The sequence below is a fragment of the Streptomyces sp. NPDC058701 genome (assembly GCF_042715295.1).
Taxonomy (GTDB): domain Bacteria; phylum Actinomycetota; class Actinomycetes; order Streptomycetales; family Streptomycetaceae; genus Streptomyces.
Genome location: NZ_JBHXSY010000015.1, coordinates 38,442 through 53,986 on the forward strand (window position 1 = coordinate 38,442; position 15,545 = coordinate 53,986).

10 protein-coding genes are annotated in these 15,545 nt (G+C 73.9%); 4 read left to right on the top strand and 6 right to left on the bottom strand.

What is annotated here, in order from left to right:
* Positions 1 to 115: 115 nt before the first annotated feature.
* Positions 116 to 3,649, bottom strand: a complete 3,534-nt coding sequence (gene mfd / locus ACFWW8_RS18345; RefSeq protein ID WP_386529927.1) for a transcription-repair coupling factor — start codon at positions 3,647 to 3,649, stop codon at positions 116 to 118.
* A gap of 284 nt (positions 3,650 to 3,933) precedes the next feature.
* Between mfd and ACFWW8_RS18350 the strand changes: the two genes are divergently transcribed.
* Positions 3,934 to 5,340 (top strand): DUF2079 domain-containing protein, encoded by a 1,407-nt coding sequence (locus tag ACFWW8_RS18350; RefSeq protein WP_386529929.1) that lies wholly within the window; start codon positions 3,934 to 3,936, stop codon positions 5,338 to 5,340.
* Between the two features lie 150 nt (positions 5,341 to 5,490).
* Here ACFWW8_RS18350 and ACFWW8_RS18355 read toward each other — a convergent pair whose 3' ends face one another.
* Together ACFWW8_RS18355 and ACFWW8_RS18360 are read right to left on the bottom strand one after the other, a co-directional pair.
* Entirely contained in the window at positions 5,491 to 8,076 is a 2,586-nt protein-coding gene (locus ACFWW8_RS18355) for an ABC transporter permease (RefSeq protein WP_386529931.1), read from the bottom strand.
* Complete coding sequence (locus ACFWW8_RS18360) at positions 8,073 to 8,849, bottom strand: ABC transporter ATP-binding protein (RefSeq protein ID WP_386530096.1); 777 nt, start codon at positions 8,847 to 8,849, stop codon at positions 8,073 to 8,075. The genes ACFWW8_RS18355 and ACFWW8_RS18360 overlap by 4 nt, the downstream gene beginning before the upstream one ends.
* A 341-nt stretch (positions 8,850 to 9,190) precedes the next feature.
* Here ACFWW8_RS18360 and ACFWW8_RS18365 point away from each other — a divergent pair, with 341 nt between their 5' ends.
* Together ACFWW8_RS18365 and ACFWW8_RS18370 are read left to right on the top strand one after the other, a co-directional pair.
* Positions 9,191 to 10,750: an MFS transporter gene (locus ACFWW8_RS18365; RefSeq protein WP_386529933.1), complete on the top strand. Its 1,560-nt coding sequence runs from the start codon at positions 9,191 to 9,193 to the stop codon at positions 10,748 to 10,750.
* A gap of 85 nt (positions 10,751 to 10,835) precedes the next feature.
* The gene (locus tag ACFWW8_RS18370) at positions 10,836 to 11,693 is read left to right on the top strand and encodes a hypothetical protein (RefSeq protein WP_386529935.1); all 858 of its coding nucleotides are present in this window, start codon (positions 10,836 to 10,838) and stop codon (positions 11,691 to 11,693) included.
* 19 nt (positions 11,694 to 11,712) lie between these two features.
* Here the strand turns inward: ACFWW8_RS18370 and ACFWW8_RS18375 are convergent, their stop codons facing one another.
* Positions 11,713 to 12,261 (bottom strand): CGNR zinc finger domain-containing protein, encoded by a 549-nt coding sequence (locus ACFWW8_RS18375; protein ID WP_386529937.1) that lies wholly within the window; start codon positions 12,259 to 12,261, stop codon positions 11,713 to 11,715.
* 82 nt (positions 12,262 to 12,343) lie between these two features.
* Between ACFWW8_RS18375 and ACFWW8_RS18380 the strand changes: the two genes are divergently transcribed.
* A complete protein-coding gene (locus tag ACFWW8_RS18380; RefSeq protein ID WP_386529939.1) occupies positions 12,344 to 13,222 on the top strand; it encodes an alpha/beta fold hydrolase in 879 nt (292 codons plus the stop codon).
* Positions 13,223 to 13,412: 190 nt separating this feature from the next.
* Here the strand turns inward: ACFWW8_RS18380 and ACFWW8_RS18385 are convergent, their stop codons facing one another.
* A complete protein-coding gene (locus tag ACFWW8_RS18385; RefSeq protein ID WP_386529941.1) occupies positions 13,413 to 14,285 on the bottom strand; it encodes a cellulose-binding protein in 873 nt (290 codons plus the stop codon).
* Positions 14,286 to 14,419: 134 nt separating this feature from the next.
* Positions 14,420 to 15,545: SUKH-4 family immunity protein (locus ACFWW8_RS18390; RefSeq protein ID WP_386529943.1), on the bottom strand; the 1,126-nt coding region annotated here is incomplete at its 5' end.

The following is a 15,545-nucleotide window of genomic DNA, read 5'->3' on the forward strand; positions in this document are numbered from 1 at the left end:
CCGAACCCCGGGACCGCCAACCCCCGCGGCCGGCGCGCCCCGGGGGCCGGCAACCCCTGGGCCCGGCGCGCCCCGGAGGCCGGCAGTCCGCGGGGACGGCCGGCCTCCGCCGTGCTCAGGACCCGAGGATGGTGGTCAGGAACTCCCCTGTCCAGGCCAGCAGTTCCCGTCCGACCAGCGGCTTCCCGCCGACCCTGCCCGTCTTCGGGCGCGGGATCAGTACCTGCGAGGTGGCCGGCTTGAGCACCGCGCCCGGGTACAGCCGCTTCAGCCGCAGCTCCTGCGACTCGCGCAAGTCCACCGGTCCGAAGCGGATGTTGGGCCCCTGGAGGGTGATGTCGCCGACGCCGCAGGCGCGCGCGAGCATCCGCAGGCCCGCCACCATCAGCAGGTTCTCCACCGGCTCCGGCAGCTTGCCGTAGCGGTCGGTCAGTTCCTCCCGCACGGCCTTGACGTCGGCCTCGGAGGCGGCGGCCGCGATCGACCGGTAGGCCTGGAGGCGCAGCCGCTCGCCGGGCGCGTAGTCGTGCGGGACGTGCGCGTCGACCGGCAGCTCGACCTTGACCTCCAGTGCGGGCTCCTCCTCCGCCCCGCCCTCGACGGCCGCCCGGTAGTCGGCGACGGCCGCGCCGACCATGCGGATGTACAGGTCGAAGCCGACGCCCGCGATGTGGCCGGACTGCTCGCCGCCGAGCAGGTTGCCGGCGCCGCGGATCTCCAGGTCCTTCATGGCCACGTACATGCCGGCGCCCATCTCGGTGTGCTGGGCGATCGTCGCGAGCCGCTCGTGCGCGGTCTCGGTCAGCGGCTTCTCCGGCGGGTACAGGAAGTAGGAGTACCCGCGCTCGCGGCCGCGGCCGACGCGGCCGCGGAGCTGGTGCAGCTGGGAGAGGCCGAAGGTGTCGCCGCGCTCCACGATGAGCGTGTTGGCGTTGGAGATGTCGATGCCGGACTCGACGATCGTGGTCGACACCAGCACGTCGAACTTCTTCTCCCAGAAGTCCACGACGACCTGTTCCAGGGCCTGTTCGGACATCTGGCCGTGGGCGGTCGCGATCCGCGCCTCGGGCACGATCTCCCGCAGCCTGGCGGCCGCCCGGTCGATCGACTCGACGCGGTTGTGGATGTAGAAGCACTGGCCCTCGCGCAGCAGCTCGCGGCGGACGGCCGCGCCGATCTGCTTCTCCTCGTACGGGCCGACGAAGGTGAGCACCGGGTGCCGCTCCTCCGGCGGGGTGGTGATCGTCGACATCTCGCGGATGCCGGTCACCGCCATCTCCAGGGTGCGCGGGATGGGCGTCGCGGACATGGTGAGCACGTCGACGTTGGCGCGGAGCTTCTTCAGCTGCTCCTTGTGCTCGACGCCGAACCGCTGCTCCTCGTCGACGATGACCAGGCCCAGGTCCTTGAACTTCGTCTCCTGCGAGAACAGCCGGTGGGTGCCGATGACCAGGTCGACCGAGCCCTCGCGCAGGCCCTCCAGGGTGGCCTTGGACTCGGTTTCGCTCTGGAAGCGCGAGAGCGCCCGCACGGTGACGGGGAACTGGCTGTAGCGCTCGGAGAAGGTCCCGAAGTGCTGCTGCACCAGGAGCGTCGTGGGTACGAGGACGGCGACCTGCTTGCCGTCCTGGACCGCCTTGAACGCGGCCCGGACCGCGATCTCGGTCTTGCCGTAGCCGACGTCGCCGCAGATCAGCCGGTCCATCGGGACGGACTTCTCCATGTCCTCCTTGACCTCGGCGATGGTGGTGAGCTGATCGGGCGTCTCCGCGTACGGGAAGGCGTCCTCCAGCTCGCGCTGCCAGGGGGTGTCCGGGCCGAAGGTGTGTCCGGGGGCCGCCATGCGGGCGCTGTAGAGCTTGATGAGGTCGGCGGCGATCTCCTTGACGGCCTTCTTCGCGCGCGCCTTGGTCTTGGTCCAGTCGGCGCCGCCGAGCCGGTGCAGGGTCGGGGACTCGCCGCCGACGTACTTGGTGACCTGCTCCAGCTGGTCGGTCGGGATGTACAGCCGGTCGCCGGGCTGGCCGCGCTTGGCGGGGGCGTACTCGACGAGCAGGTACTCGCGGGTGGCGCCCTGGACGGTGCGCTGCACCATCTCGATGTAGCGGCCGACGCCGTGCTGCTCGTGGACGATGTAGTCGCCGGCCTCCAGGGTCAGCGGGTCGACCGACTTGCGGCGTCGGGTCGGCATCCGGCCGAGGTCCTTGGTTGCGGTGCGCTGCCCGGTCAGGTCGGTCTCGGTCAGCACGGCCAGTTTCAGCGCCGGGTCGACGAAGCCGTTGGCGATCGAGCCGCAGGCGACGTGCACGAGCGAGGGCTCCAGGTCCCGCAGGTCGGCCTCCAGGCGGGCCGGGATGCCCTCGCCGCCGAGGACCTCGACGGTCCGCGCGGCCGGTCCGTGGCCCTCGGTGAGGTAGACGGTGTGCCAGCCGTCGGCGATCCACGCCTTGGTGTCGGCGAGCGCGCGGGGGGTGTCGCCGCGGTAGGCCTCCGGGGCGTGCATGCCGAGCTTGAGGGTGTCCGAGCCGGATACGTCCTCGTCGGCGGCGAAGGGGGACACCGACCACCACATCATGCCGAGCTCGCGGGCGTGCTCGCGGACGTCCGCGATCCCGCGCAGGGAGGCCGCGCCGACGTCGATGGGGGCCTCGCCGCCGCCGGCGGTGGCCGCCCAGGAGGCCATCAGGAACTCCTGCGAGGTCGCCACCAGGTCGGAGGCCCGGGTCCGGACCCGCTCGGGGTCGCAGACCACGGCCATCGCCCCGGCGGGCAGTACGTCGATCAGCAGTTCCATGTCGTCGACGAGGACCGGGGCGAGGGACTCCATGCCCTCGACGGCGATCCCCTCGGCGATCTTGTTCAGCAGCTCGCCGAGCTCGGGGTGGGCCTCGGCGAGGGCCGCGGCCCGCTCGCGGACCTCGTCGGTCAGCAGCAGCTCGCGGCAGGGCGGGGCCCACAGCCCGTGCTCGGCGATCTCCAGGGACCGCTGGTCGGCGACCTTGAAGTAGCGGATCTCCTCGACGTCGTCGCCCCAGAACTCCACGCGCAGCGGGTGCTCCTCGGTGGGCGGGAACACGTCGAGGATGCCGCCGCGCACGGCGAACTCGCCGCGCTTCTCGACCAGCTCCACGCGTGCGTACGCGGCCGCCGCCAGGGCGGAGGTGATCTCGCCGAGGTCGGCGCCCTGACCCTGGCGCAGGCTCACCGGTACGAGGTCCCCGAGCCCCTTGACCTGCGGCTGGAGCACGGATCGGATGGGGGCGACCACGACGCTGACGGGACCCGCGGCCGGGTCGTCCTTGCTGGGGTGGGCGAGTCGGCGCAGGACGGCGATGCGGCGCCCCACGGTGTCGCTGCGCGGGCTGAGCCGTTCGTGCGGCAGCGTTTCCCAGGACGGGTAGTCCACGACCTCGTCGGGCGGCAGCAGCGAGCGCAGCGCGGCCGCCAGGTCCTCGGCCTCGCGGCCGGTGGCGGTGACCGCGAGGACGGTCCGCTCGGTCCGCCGGGCCAGCGCGGCGATCGCGAACGGTCGCGCGGCGGGCGGGCCGACGAGGTCCACGTACATGCGGTTGCCGTCCCCGGCCGCGGTGACCGCCTCGGTGAGGGCGGGGTCCCGGGTGACGGCGTCGAGCAGTCCGTGCAGGCTCATGGAGAGGGCTTTCCGTCCGGTGGTGGGCGTCAGGGCGCAACGCGAAGGGCCCGACACGTCGAACGGGCCGGGGGCTCCCACCCTACGACGCGTGCCGCCGCCGTGCGCGGGGGATTCAGGTCGCCGCGGGAGTGGCGTGCGAACGCCCCCGCGCGGGGTGCACGGGGCATCCGGGCCCGAGGGCCGCCGCTCTACGATGTCCCGTAACGACCGCATTGACCGTCTGAACTCGCCGCGCCACCGTCCGCAGGAGTTCACGCCGCCCGGCCGAGGAGCACGAGACCGTGACGAGCGACGCGATAACCCGACCTGCACCCGCGGCCCCGGCCGCGGTGGGGCAGGTCAGGGCCCGGTGGGCCGGTCCCTACGCGGTGGCCGCCGGGCTGTTCCCCGTCTACCTGATCCTGTCCGTCGGACGGTTCCGCCGGATGGACTGGTCCTCCTGGGACCTGGGCATCTTCGAGCAGGCCATCCGCGCCTACGCCCACCTCCGGGAGCCCGTCGCCGACCTGAAGGGGCCCGGGGCCAACATCCTCGGGGACCACTTCAGCCCGATCATCGCGCTGGTCGCCCCCGTCTACCGGGTCTTCCCCGGGCCGGTGACCCTGCTCGTCGTGCAGGCCGCGCTGTTCGCGCTCTCCGCCGTGCCGGTCACCCGGGCCGCCGGGCGGCTGCTGGGCCGGCCGCGCGGGGTCGCGCTCGGGGTGGCGTACGGGCTGTCCTGGGGGGTCCAGCGGGCCGTCGAGTTCGACTTCCACGAGATCGCCTTCGCCGTGCCCCTGATCGCCTTCGCCCTGGAGGCGGTCCTGGCCCGGCGCTGGCGGGCCGCCCTGCTGTGGGGGCTGCCGCTGGTCCTGGTGAAGGAGGACCTCGGGTTCACGCTGGCCGCCCTGGCCGTGGTGGTGGCCCGGCGGGCGTGGCCCACCGACCGGCGGGCCGGGCGCCTCGCGCTCGGCGTCGCCGCCGGGGCCGTGGTCTTCGCGGTCCTCGTGTTCACCGTCATCGTCCCGGCCTTCGCCACCGCGGGCTACGGCTACTGGGACAAGATCGACGGCGCCGGCCCGCTCGCGGGCCTCGGCACGAAGCTCGCCACCCTGGGCTGGGTCCTGATCCCCACCGCCGGGCTGCTCGCGCTGCGCTCGCCGCTGCTGCTGGTCGCCGTCCCCACCCTCGGCTGGCGGTTCCTGTCCGGTGACGACCACTACTGGTCCACCGACTGGCACTACAGCGCCGTGCTGATGCCCATGGTGACCCTGGCCCTCGTCGACGCCGTCGACACCGTCCGGCGCGGGGAGCGGCCGTGGCTGCGGGCGTACGCGCTCCAGCTGCCGACGGCCGTGCTCGCCGCCGGCCTGGCCCTGGCCGCGACCAGCATGCCGACCGCCAAGCTGATGGAGGGCCGTACGTACGAGCGGCCGGCCCGGGTCGGCGCGATCGAGCGGCTCCTGGAGCGGATCCCCGACGGGGCGAGCGTCGAGGCGGACACCACGCCGCTGACCCGGCTGACCTCGCGCTGCCGCGTGTTCTGGATCGGCGGCGCCCAGGGCGTGGTCCCGGACTGGATCACCATCGACAACGCCTCCGCGTGGGCGGGCGAGGACCCGACCGTCTACGCCGCCCAGCTGCACCCCGGCGAGCGGTTCACCGTGGTGGGCGAGGCCGAGGGCATCGTGCTGATGCGCCGCAGCTGACGGCGTCGCCGCGTCCGGGCGGCCCGGTTGACGAGCCGGCCCGGACGGTGGACCCGGCCGGCCCCGGACGCGGCGCGGCCCCGGACGCGCCCTCGCGGGCGGGTCCGGGGCCGTCCCCCGTTGTCTCCCCCGTACGACCGCGCGGCGGTGCTACTCGCTCGCGATCGCGTTCAGTACGTTCATCCGCCCGGCCCGGAAGGCCGGCACCAGCGCGGCGAACAGGCCCACGAGGGCCGAGGCGGCGAACACCCCGAGGATCGTCGGCCAGGGGATCTCCAGCACCCTCAGGCCCTCCAGCGCGAGCAGCTGCTGCGCGCTGGCTCCCCAGCCCATGCCCAGTCCGAGGCCCAGCAGGGCGCCGAAGAGGGCGATGACCACGGACTCCAGGCGGATCATGCGGCGCAGCTGGCGGCGGGAGAGGCCGATGGCGCGCATCAGGCCGATCTCGCGGGTCCGCTCGACGACCGACAGGGCGAGGGTGTTCACCACGCCGAGGACGGCGACGACGATGGCGAGGCCGAGCAGCCCGTAGACCATGTTCAGCAGCTGGCCGACCTGGTCCTTCAGGGCCTGCTTGTAGTCGGCCTGGTTGAGCACCTTGTACTGCGGGTACTCCGCCAGCGCCGCCTTGACCTCCTGGTAGGCGGCCGCGTCGGACTGCCCGTCCTTGGCGCTGGCGAGCAGCATGAAGGGGCGCGGCATCCGGTCGGCCGGGACGTTGGCCTCGGCGACGGCGGTGCTGATGTACTTCATGCCCTTGTCGAGGTTGCCCTCGTCGCTGGTGATCGCGGCGACCCTGAGCTTGACGGTGTTCCCGCCGGTGAAGGCGACCGTCAGCGCGTCGCCGAGCTTGATCCCGTGTGCGGTGGCGTACTCCGAGCCGACCGACATGGAGTCCTTGCCGTACGCCGCCGCGTGCTCCCCGGCGACCATCGTGCGCCGGATGTCCTGGGCGTACGCCGGGTCGGTGGCGCCGAGCCCGTCCTTCTCGGTGGTGCCGTCCGGGGCGGTGACCGCGGCCTCGACCTCGCGGTAGGCGGTGACGTGGTCGAGGCCCGGGGCGGCGCGCAGCGCCTGTTCGGCCTGGGGCATGACGGGCTGCCCGGTCATGGAGTTGACGACGTAGTCCGCACCCACCGACTTGTCGAGCTCGTCGGTGGCGGAGGCCACCATCGAGGAGCCGACGACCGACAGGCAGGCGACCAGGGCCAGGCCGATCATCAGCGCGGCGGCGGTGGCGCCGGTGCGGCGCGGGTTGCGCAGGGCGTTGCGCTCGGCGAGGCGGCCCACGGACCCGAAGGGCCGCAGGACGGCGCCGGAGAGCACCCGCACCACGCCGGCGGCGAGGAGCGGTCCGATGACGATGAAGCCGATGAGGGTGAGGACGACGCCCAGGCCGAGCCACATCGATCCGGGTCCGGCTTCGTCGGCGGCGGTGGTGAGGTACAGCCCGGCGCCGCCGATGCCGGTGAGGGTCAGGCCGGTGACGGCGCGGACGATGCCGGCCTTGCGGTCGCCGGGGGTGCCGGACTCGCGCAGGGCGGCCATCGGGGAGACCTTGCCGGCCCGGCGGGCCGGGACGAAGGCGGCGACGACGGTGACGACGACGCCGAGGAAGACGCCGATGGCGGGGGTGGTCCAGGCGACGGTCAGGTCGTCGGTGGACAGGTGCATGCCCATCTGGCCCATGAGCTTCATGAGTCCGACGGCCAGGCCCACGCCCGCGCCGACGCCCAGGACGGAGCCCACGACGCCGAGGAGGAAGGCCTCGACCACGACGGACTTGAGGACCTGTCCGCTGTCGGCGCCGATGGCGCGCATCAGGCCGATCTCGCGGGTCCGCTGGGCGACCAGCATCGAGAAGGTGTTGAAGATGAGGAAGATGCCGACGAGGAAGGCGATCCCGGCGAAGCCGAGCATCACGTACTTCATGACGTCGAGGAAGGCGCCGACGTCCTTGCGGTTGGCGTCCGCGGCCTCCTGGGAGGTCTGCAGCTTGTAGGTGTCCGCGCCGACGGCGGCGGCGACGTTCGCCTTGAGCTGCTCGTCGCTCACCCCGTCCTTCGCGGTGACGTTGACGTGGGTGAAGGCGCCGGCGGCGCCGAGCAGCTGCTGCTGCGCGGTGGCGGTGTCGAAGTAGACGACGGCCGCGCCGGGGTTGGTGACGGTGAAGGCGGCCAGGCCGGTGATGGTGGCGCGGATGTCACCGGTGACGGCGATGGTGCGCAGTTCGTCGCCGATCTTCAGGCCGTGCTTCTTCGCGGTGTCGGCGTCGACCATCACCTCGGTGGGGCCGCGCGGCGGGTGACCGGCGGTGATCTTCATGGACTTGAGCTCGTTGGTGTTCCAGTTGCCCGCGATGGTCGGGGCGCCGGTGGTCGAGCCCATGTTCTCGTTCTCGGAGTTGACCACCGTGACGGACATCGAGAGGACGCCGCCCTCGGCACTCTTGACCCCTTCGGCCGCGGAGACCTTCCCGACGACCGCGCCGTCCAGCACCTCGGGCCTGCCGCGGTCGGGGGTCTCCTCCCCGTCGACGGCCGACTTCGGGCTGACGGTCACGTCGGAGTTGGCGACGGCGAAGAGCTTGTCGAAGGTGGTGTTCATCGTGTCGGTGAACACCAGCGTGCCGCAGACGAAGGCGACGGACAGCAGGACCGCGACGGCGGAGAGCGCCATCCGCCCCTTGTGCGCGACGAAGTTGCGCCGCGAGGTCTTCAGGACCATGCCGCTCATGAGGTCCGCCCGCGCGCGTCGAAGTCCTTCATGCGGTCGAGGACCTGCTCGGCGGTGGGTCCGTACAGCTCGTCGACGATGCGGCCGTCGGCGAGGAAGACGACGCGGTCCGCGTAGGAGGCGGCGACCGGGTCGTGCGTGACCATGACGATGGTCTGGCCGAGCTCGTCGACCGAGCGGCGCAGGAAGCCGAGGACCTCGGCGCCGGCCCGGGAGTCCAGGTTTCCGGTCGGCTCGTCGCCGAAGATGATCTGCGGCCGGGCGGCGAGGGCGCGGGCGACCGCCACGCGCTGCTGCTGGCCGCCGGACAGCTCGGTGGGCCGGTGCTTCAGGCGGCCGGAGAGGCCCACCGTCTCCACGACCCGGTTCAGCCACTCCGCGTCGGGACGGCGTCCCGCGATGTCCATGGGGAGCGTGATGTTCTCCAGGGCGTTCAGCGTGGGCAGCAGGTTGAAGGCCTGGAAGATGAAGCCGATCCGGTCGCGCCGCAGCTGCGTGAGCTTCTTGTCCTTGAGACCGGTGATCTCGGTGTCGTCGAGGTGGATCTGACCGCTGGTCACCGTGTCGAGTCCGGCGAGGCAGTGCATGAGCGTGGACTTGCCGGATCCCGAGGGTCCCATGATCGCGGTGAACTGGCCCCGGCGGATGTCCACGTCCACCTCGTCCAGGGCGACGACGCGCGTCTCGCCGGAGCCGTAGGCCTTGACGACCTTCCGCGCCCGGGCCGCGACGGCTTCATGCCCTCCGGTGCCCCCGTGCCTGGTCTCGGTCATAGCCGTTGTCACGGTGCTTCTCCTCGGTAGGTGTGCGTCGTCCGCGTGCATGCGTCGCCGTCGTGAAGTCTGGTGGGGCCGGGGGTGCGGCGCGCTGGTGCCCGTCGCCGTATCCGCCCGGGGGTTATCCCCACCCCCCGGAGCTCCCGGCCCGTGTGAACCAGTTAAGGACGCGTCGGGACCCCGGACCTCATCCGCCGGGACGAAAGACCCCTGGCCCGTTCTGCGGAGTGCCCCCTAGGGGTTCTCCGCCCTCCGGTGGACGGGACCTGGGGATACCACCCGGTACGCCGCCGGTGAGAAGGTGTTCCCCGCAACTGCGTGCAGGGGGAAGGAATCCGGTGGGGTCAGGGGAGCGCGCGGCCGCCGCCGCGAGCGGGAGGGCCGCGGGCGGGGGGACGGACGGGACGGCCGCGGGCCGCCGGCCTCCGTCGGCGGTGGTCGCCTCGCTGATGCTGTGCATGTCCCTGGTCGCCCTGGACAGCACGATCGTCGCGACCGCCGTCCCGCAGATCGTCGGCGACCTCGGCGGTTTCTCCGTCTTCTCCTGGCTGTTCTCCGGCTACCTGCTGGCGGTCACCGTCACCCTGCCCGTGTACGGGAAGCTGGCGGACACCTTCGGCCGCAAGCCGGTGCTCCTCTTCGGGATCGGCCTCTTCCTCGCCGGCTCGCTGCTGTGCGGGCTCGCCTGGAACATGGGCGCCCTGATCGCCTTCCGGATCGTCCAGGGGCTGGGTGGCGGCGCCCTCCAGGGAACGGTCCAGACCCTGGCCGCCGACCTCTACCCGCTGAAGGACCGGCCGCGGATACAGGCCCGCATGTCCACCGTGTGGGCCGCCTCGTCCGTGGCCGGCCCGGCGGTCGGCGGGCTGCTCGCCGCGTACGCCCACTGGCGCTGGATCTTCCTGCTCAACCTGCCGCTGGCCGCGCTCGCCCTGTGGATGGTCGCCCGCCACCTGGCGGAGCCCGTACGGTCCCCCGGGCGCCGGGGCCCGGTCGACTGGGCCGGAGCGCTCGCCGTGTTCGCGTGCGGCGGGGTACTGCTCTTCGCGCTGGTCCAGGGCGGGGTGGCCTGGCCCTGGCTGTCCGCGCCCTCCCTGGGCCTGCTGGCCGGGAGCGCGGTGCTGGCCGTGGTGGTGGTGCGGGTGGAGCGCCGGGCGGCGGAGCCGATCCTGCCCGGCTGGGTGTGGCGGCGGCGCACCATCGCCGCCGTGAACCTGGCGATGGGGGTGTTCGGGCTGCTGATGGTCGCCCCGATGGTGTTCATGCCGACCTACGCCCAGTCCGTGCTGGGGCTCGACCCCGTCGCCGCCGGGTTCGTGATGTCCGTGATGACCCTGAGCTGGCCCCTGTCCGCCGCCCTCAGCCAGCACGTCTACCGGCGCATCGGGTTCCGGAACACCGCCGCCGTCGGGATCTCGCTGGCCGCCGCGATCCTGTACTCCTTCACCCTGCTCCCGCACCCCGCCCGGCCCTGGCAGCCCGCGCTGGTCATGCTGGTGCTGGGGGCGGCCCTCGGTCTCTTCCAACTGCCGCTGATGATCGGGGTGCAGGCCACCGTGGGCTGGGCCGAGCGGGGCACCGCCACCGCCTCGGTGCTGTTCTGCCGGCAGGTCGGCCAGAGCGTCGGGGCGGCCCTGCTCGCGGCCGTCGCCAACGCCACCCTCGCGTCCCGGCTGACGGACGCCGCCACCCCCGGACTGCCGGACGGCCTGGACGGCGTGGCGAGGGCACTGGAACGCCCGGAGCTGCTCCCCCCGGCCGCCGCCGGCGAGCTGCGCGCGGCCGTGGCCGCCGCCGTCGACCACATCTTCCTCGGGGCGGCCGTCGCCGCCCTCGTCGCCCTGCTGATCCTGCTGCTGGCGGCCCCGCGCAGGTTCCCCGTACTCCCGGAGGACTGAGGGGCCGGAGGACGGCGGTGCGGGTTGTCATGAACCGATCCGATGGGTGACCCTCGTGCCCAGGACCGTTTTCCGGGGGGATCACATGGCTTCCGCACTCTTCGCCCTTGCGCTGCTCGCCGCACTGGCCGGGCCGCTCGCCCTGCGGCTGCGCCGCAGCCCGGGCTTCGTCACCGGCCGCGACGGGCGGCTCTCCACCTCCACCGTGCTGGCCCTGGCCTGGACGGTGGTCCTGCTCTGGCTGCTGCTCGCCCTCCTCGCGTACGGGCTCACCGCGGGCGGCGGCATCGGCTGGTTCCAGGGCGAGCACGGCCCGATGTCCGACCTGACGTCGGTGTACCTGCCGCTGCTCGGCGGCCCGTACGTGGCGATGATCGCCGCGAAGACGGTCGTGGGCCTGCGCGTGGAGAACGGCACCATGGCCAAACCGGCCCCCAAGCCGACCGCGTCGGGGCGGCGCCCGCTGCGGGAGCTCATCGCGAACGACAGCGGCCGGACCGACCTCGTCGACCTCCAGTACGTCGCGCTCAGCGCGGTCACCATGCTCTACGTGGTGCTCTTCTTCCTCTCCGACGTCGGCGGCGGACTGCCGCGCCTGCCGCACGAGATCTGGGCGCTGACCGGCGCGCCCGCGGGGGCGTACCTGGTGAACAAGCTGGCCACCCGCGCCACCCCGGTGATCACCGACGTCCGCGTCCACGACGGGCTGCTCACCGTCGAGGGCGGCGGGTTCGCCCCCGGCCCGGCGGGCCAGGCGACCCGCGTCACGGTGGACGACACCGTGCTCCCGGCGGTGACGGACCCGCTCACCGGCGCCCTGACGTCGCCGCTCCCGGGCGCGGCGACGGCGCCGTTCTCGGTGGTCGTCACGGCCCGCGGCCTGCGCAGCGACCCGTACTGCTACGAGGGGGCACCGGCGCGGGCCGCCGCCCCGACTCCGTAGGAGGGAGCCCTCGCGGCGGCTACTTGTGGCGGGCGTAATAGCGGGCCACCCGGGCCCGGTTGCCGCAGGCCGCCGCCACGCACCAGCGCCGGCGCGGGTGCGCGGGCAGGAACAGCAGCACGCAGTCCTCGGCCTCGCACGCCCGTACCGCCGCCACCCGGGGGTCGGTCAGCAGTCCGGCGACCGCCTCGGCCAGCTCCGCGGCGAGCCGCACGTGCGGTGCGGCGTCCCGGCGCGACAGCGCCACCAGGCCCGTCTCCGCGTCCCAGGCCAGCTCGCGGCGCACCGGCGCGGCCGCCAGGGCCGCGTTCAGCGCCCGCAGGGCTCCGGCCGGCGGACGGCCGCCGTGGCGCACCGCCTCCAGCGCCGGGCGCGCGGCCTCCCGTACGCCCGCCACGGCTGCCACCTCGGCCGGGCCGACGGCGGCGACCGGGGTCAGCCGTCCGGCCTGCGTCGCCAGCCAGGCGGCGAGCCCGGCCGGTCCCGCGACGAGGTCGTCCTGCGCCGTGCGGGTGTTGAGGAGGTCCAGGGCGAGGGGCTCACCGGTGAGCGGGAAGGTCACTGTCATCTGACTAATGCTACCCCTCCTACTTGACCCATTAGCAGGAAGCGGGCAAGACTCATGGGAACAAGACCCGAGGAGCCATGTGATGACCGCTCTCCGCACCACCGTTCCGTCCGTCCGGCACCGCAGCGTCGAGGTGGACGGCGTCCGCGTCGCCTACCGCGAGAGCGGCCCCGCCGACGGCCCGGTCCTGCTGCTCCTGCACGGGTTCCCCACCTCCTCCCACCAGTTCGCCCGCCTGATGGACGCCCTCGGGGACACCCCCCACCGGCTGATCGCGCCCGACTACCCCGGCTCCGGCCGCACCGAGGCCCCGGCCGGTTTCACGTACACCTTCGACCGGCTCGCCGACGTCGTGGAGGGCTTCGCCGACGCCCTCGGCCTGGACCGGTTCGCCCTCTACGTCTTCGACTTCGGCGCACCCGTCGGCCTGCGGGTCGCCGCGCGGCGGCCGGAGCGGGTGACCGGCCTGATCGTGCAGAACGGCAACGCGTACGAGGAGGGCCTCTCGGACGCGGCCCGCGCCTTCGCCGGCCTGCGCCGCGAGGTTCCGGGCGACGAGGCGCGCGTCCGCGGCCTGTTCACCGAGGAGGGCACCCGCTTCCAGTACGAGACCGGCGTCGCCGACCCCGGCCTCCTCTCCCCCGACGGCTGGTCGCTCGACGTCCACTACCTCGGCCTGCCGGGCCGCGCCGACGCCCAGGCCGACCTGGCCTTCGACTACGCCTCGAACTTCGCCCACTACCCCGTCTGGCAGGCCTGGCTGCGCTCCGCGGGCCTGCCGGTGCTGGTCGTGTGGGGTGCCGGAGACCCCTTCTTCACCCCGGCGGGCGCCGAGGCGTACCGCAGGGACGTGCCGGACGCGGAGGTCCACGTCTTCGACGGCGCGGGTCACTTCGCCCTGGAGACCCACCTCCCGGAGATCGCCCCGCTGATCGCCGCGTTCCTCGCGAAACTCCCCTGAGCAACGCGACCCCCCTGACCGGCGCACCCGCGGTTCCGGCCGGGCCCCGACGCGCGGGGCAGGCTCACGGTCCCGACGCGCACGCCGGTGCGGCCCAGCCCTCCGGCCCGCACCGGCCGATCCGTCCGGCGGCCGTGCGCCTCCGGACCGGCTCCGGCCGGACCTCTGCCGGGCAGCGCGCGGCAGCGGCTCAGCCCTCCGCCGGGGCCCGGCCCGTCAAGGCCGCCAGGCTGGAGCGGACGTGGTTCATGTGGGCCCGCATCTCCTCCTGGGACTCCGCGTGCTCCCGCAGGACCCGCTCCGTCTCCCGGCCCACCCGCTCCTCCTGGACCCTCGCCTCCGCGATCGCCTCGGCGGCGGCCGCCTCGGCGTCCTCCTGCCCGTGCCGCGCCGACTCCTCCGCCTCGGCGAACGCGCGCCGCGCCTCGGCCAGCCGTGCCTCCGCGTGCCGTTCCAGCTCCGCCTGGCGCGCCGCCAGCTCCGCGTCCCGCGCCGCCAGCTCCCGCTCGGCCGCGTCCCACCGGTCCGTGTGCTCCTGCTCGCGCTCCGCCAGCAGCGTCTCCGACCGCCGCCGCATCCCGTCCAGCGCGGCCTGCCCCTCCGCGCGCCAGGCCTCCGCGTCGTCCCGCGCCCCCGCGCGCGCGTCGTCCGCCTCCCGCTGCGCGCGCAGCAGTCCCTGCCGGGCCCGTACCTCGGTCTGCTCCCGTACCGCCTCCGCGTCGTGGCGGGCCAGCTCCGCGACCCGCTCGGCGTGCGCGTCGGCCGCGTCCCGCGTCGCCGCCGCGTCCGCCCGCGCGTCCGCGGCCAGCGCCCGCGCCTCCTCCTGCGCGAGCAGCAGGATCCGCCGGGCCCGCTCGCTCAGCTCGTCGTACGTCTGCGGGGCCAGCCCGGCCACCTCTTCGCGGAGCCGCGCCGCCTCCCCCTCCAGCTGCTCGGCCAGGACGGTCAGCCGTGCCACCCGCTCCCAGGCCTCGTCACGGCTGCCGGAGAGCCGGGCGAGATACCGGTCGACCTCTTCCGTGCGGTAGCCGCGGCCGCGCACGGTCGCAATGGGTGCACTCATCCGGGAAGCGCCTCTCTCGCGGGGATTCCTGTCAAGGATGCGTCATTTGCGAGCAGAAGCCGGAATGGCCGGGCCGAGACCCTGTTCGAAGGTCTCACCCCGGCCATTCAACCGATCTTCGGATCAGCCCGTGATCACAGCAGTCCGTCCCACATCTGCTCCAGCAGCACCGACCACCAGTTCTCCGGCGACGCCAGCGCGGCGCTGTCGAGGCCCGCCAGATTCGCCTGGAAATCGACGGTCCAGCGACCCGCCTGCTCCGGCGTCAGATGCTGCCGCAGCCGCCACATGTGAGCCAGCATCGCCAGGGACCGTACGAACTGCGGCAGGCTGGAGTTCACGAACTGCGGCGGGACCGGGGCGCCGCCCGGACCGCCCTCCACCGGCACCGCCACGATGCTCGCGGTCCCGTACTGCACGCAGAGCGCCTTGCCGAAGTCGCTGCCGACGACGAGGTACGAGCCCGCGTCCGACGCCGGCTGCACCTGCCGCTGCCCGGCCAGTTCGGCCAGCGTCGGCACGGGCTGGCCCGGTACCGCCTGGCCCCAGAAGAACGGCCCGAAGTCGACGGGTACGCCCGCCCACATCAGGGTCTGCGCCACGATCTCCGGCACGCCCTGACGGGACACGGCCCGCTGCTCGAAGCGGAACACGCCCTGCGGGCCGAAGGCACCCGCCAGTTCCTGCGCGATCGCGTCCAGCGGGATCGCCGGCTGGAGCGGGACCTGCGGCAGGGGGGCCCGCACCGGCGCGGGGCGCGCCGGGCCGTCGGCGACCTGGTGCAGCTCCCCCTGGTGGGTGAGCAGGTGCCGCATGCCCTGCTGGCGGCCCGCGTGGTCGGTCCCGTACGGGGCCACGCTGGTGATCCGCACCTGCGGCCAGGTCTCCCGGATCATCCGGGCGCAGTACCCGCCGGGCAGCTCGCAGGACGCCAGCTCGGTGTGCAGCTCCAGCACCTGCTGCGGCGGCACGTTCATCGCGCGGAGCTCGTACAGGATCTGCCACTCCGGGTGCGGCGTACCGGGCGCCGAGCGGCGGATCAGCTGCTGCTCGGAACCGTCGGGCGCGCGGTAGCGGAGCACGGCCTGGTAGCCGGGACCCACCGTGGGCGCGCCGGTGGGCGCCGGGGGCGGCGCCGCAGGTCCGCCCGGCGGCGGGCCGGGGGGCGCGGGCGCGCGGCCCACGGCGGGGCCGGCCAGCATGGTCGCGGCGTGGTCGATCCCGCCGGCCGGGGTGCCGCCGGGCGGACCCGGCGGACCC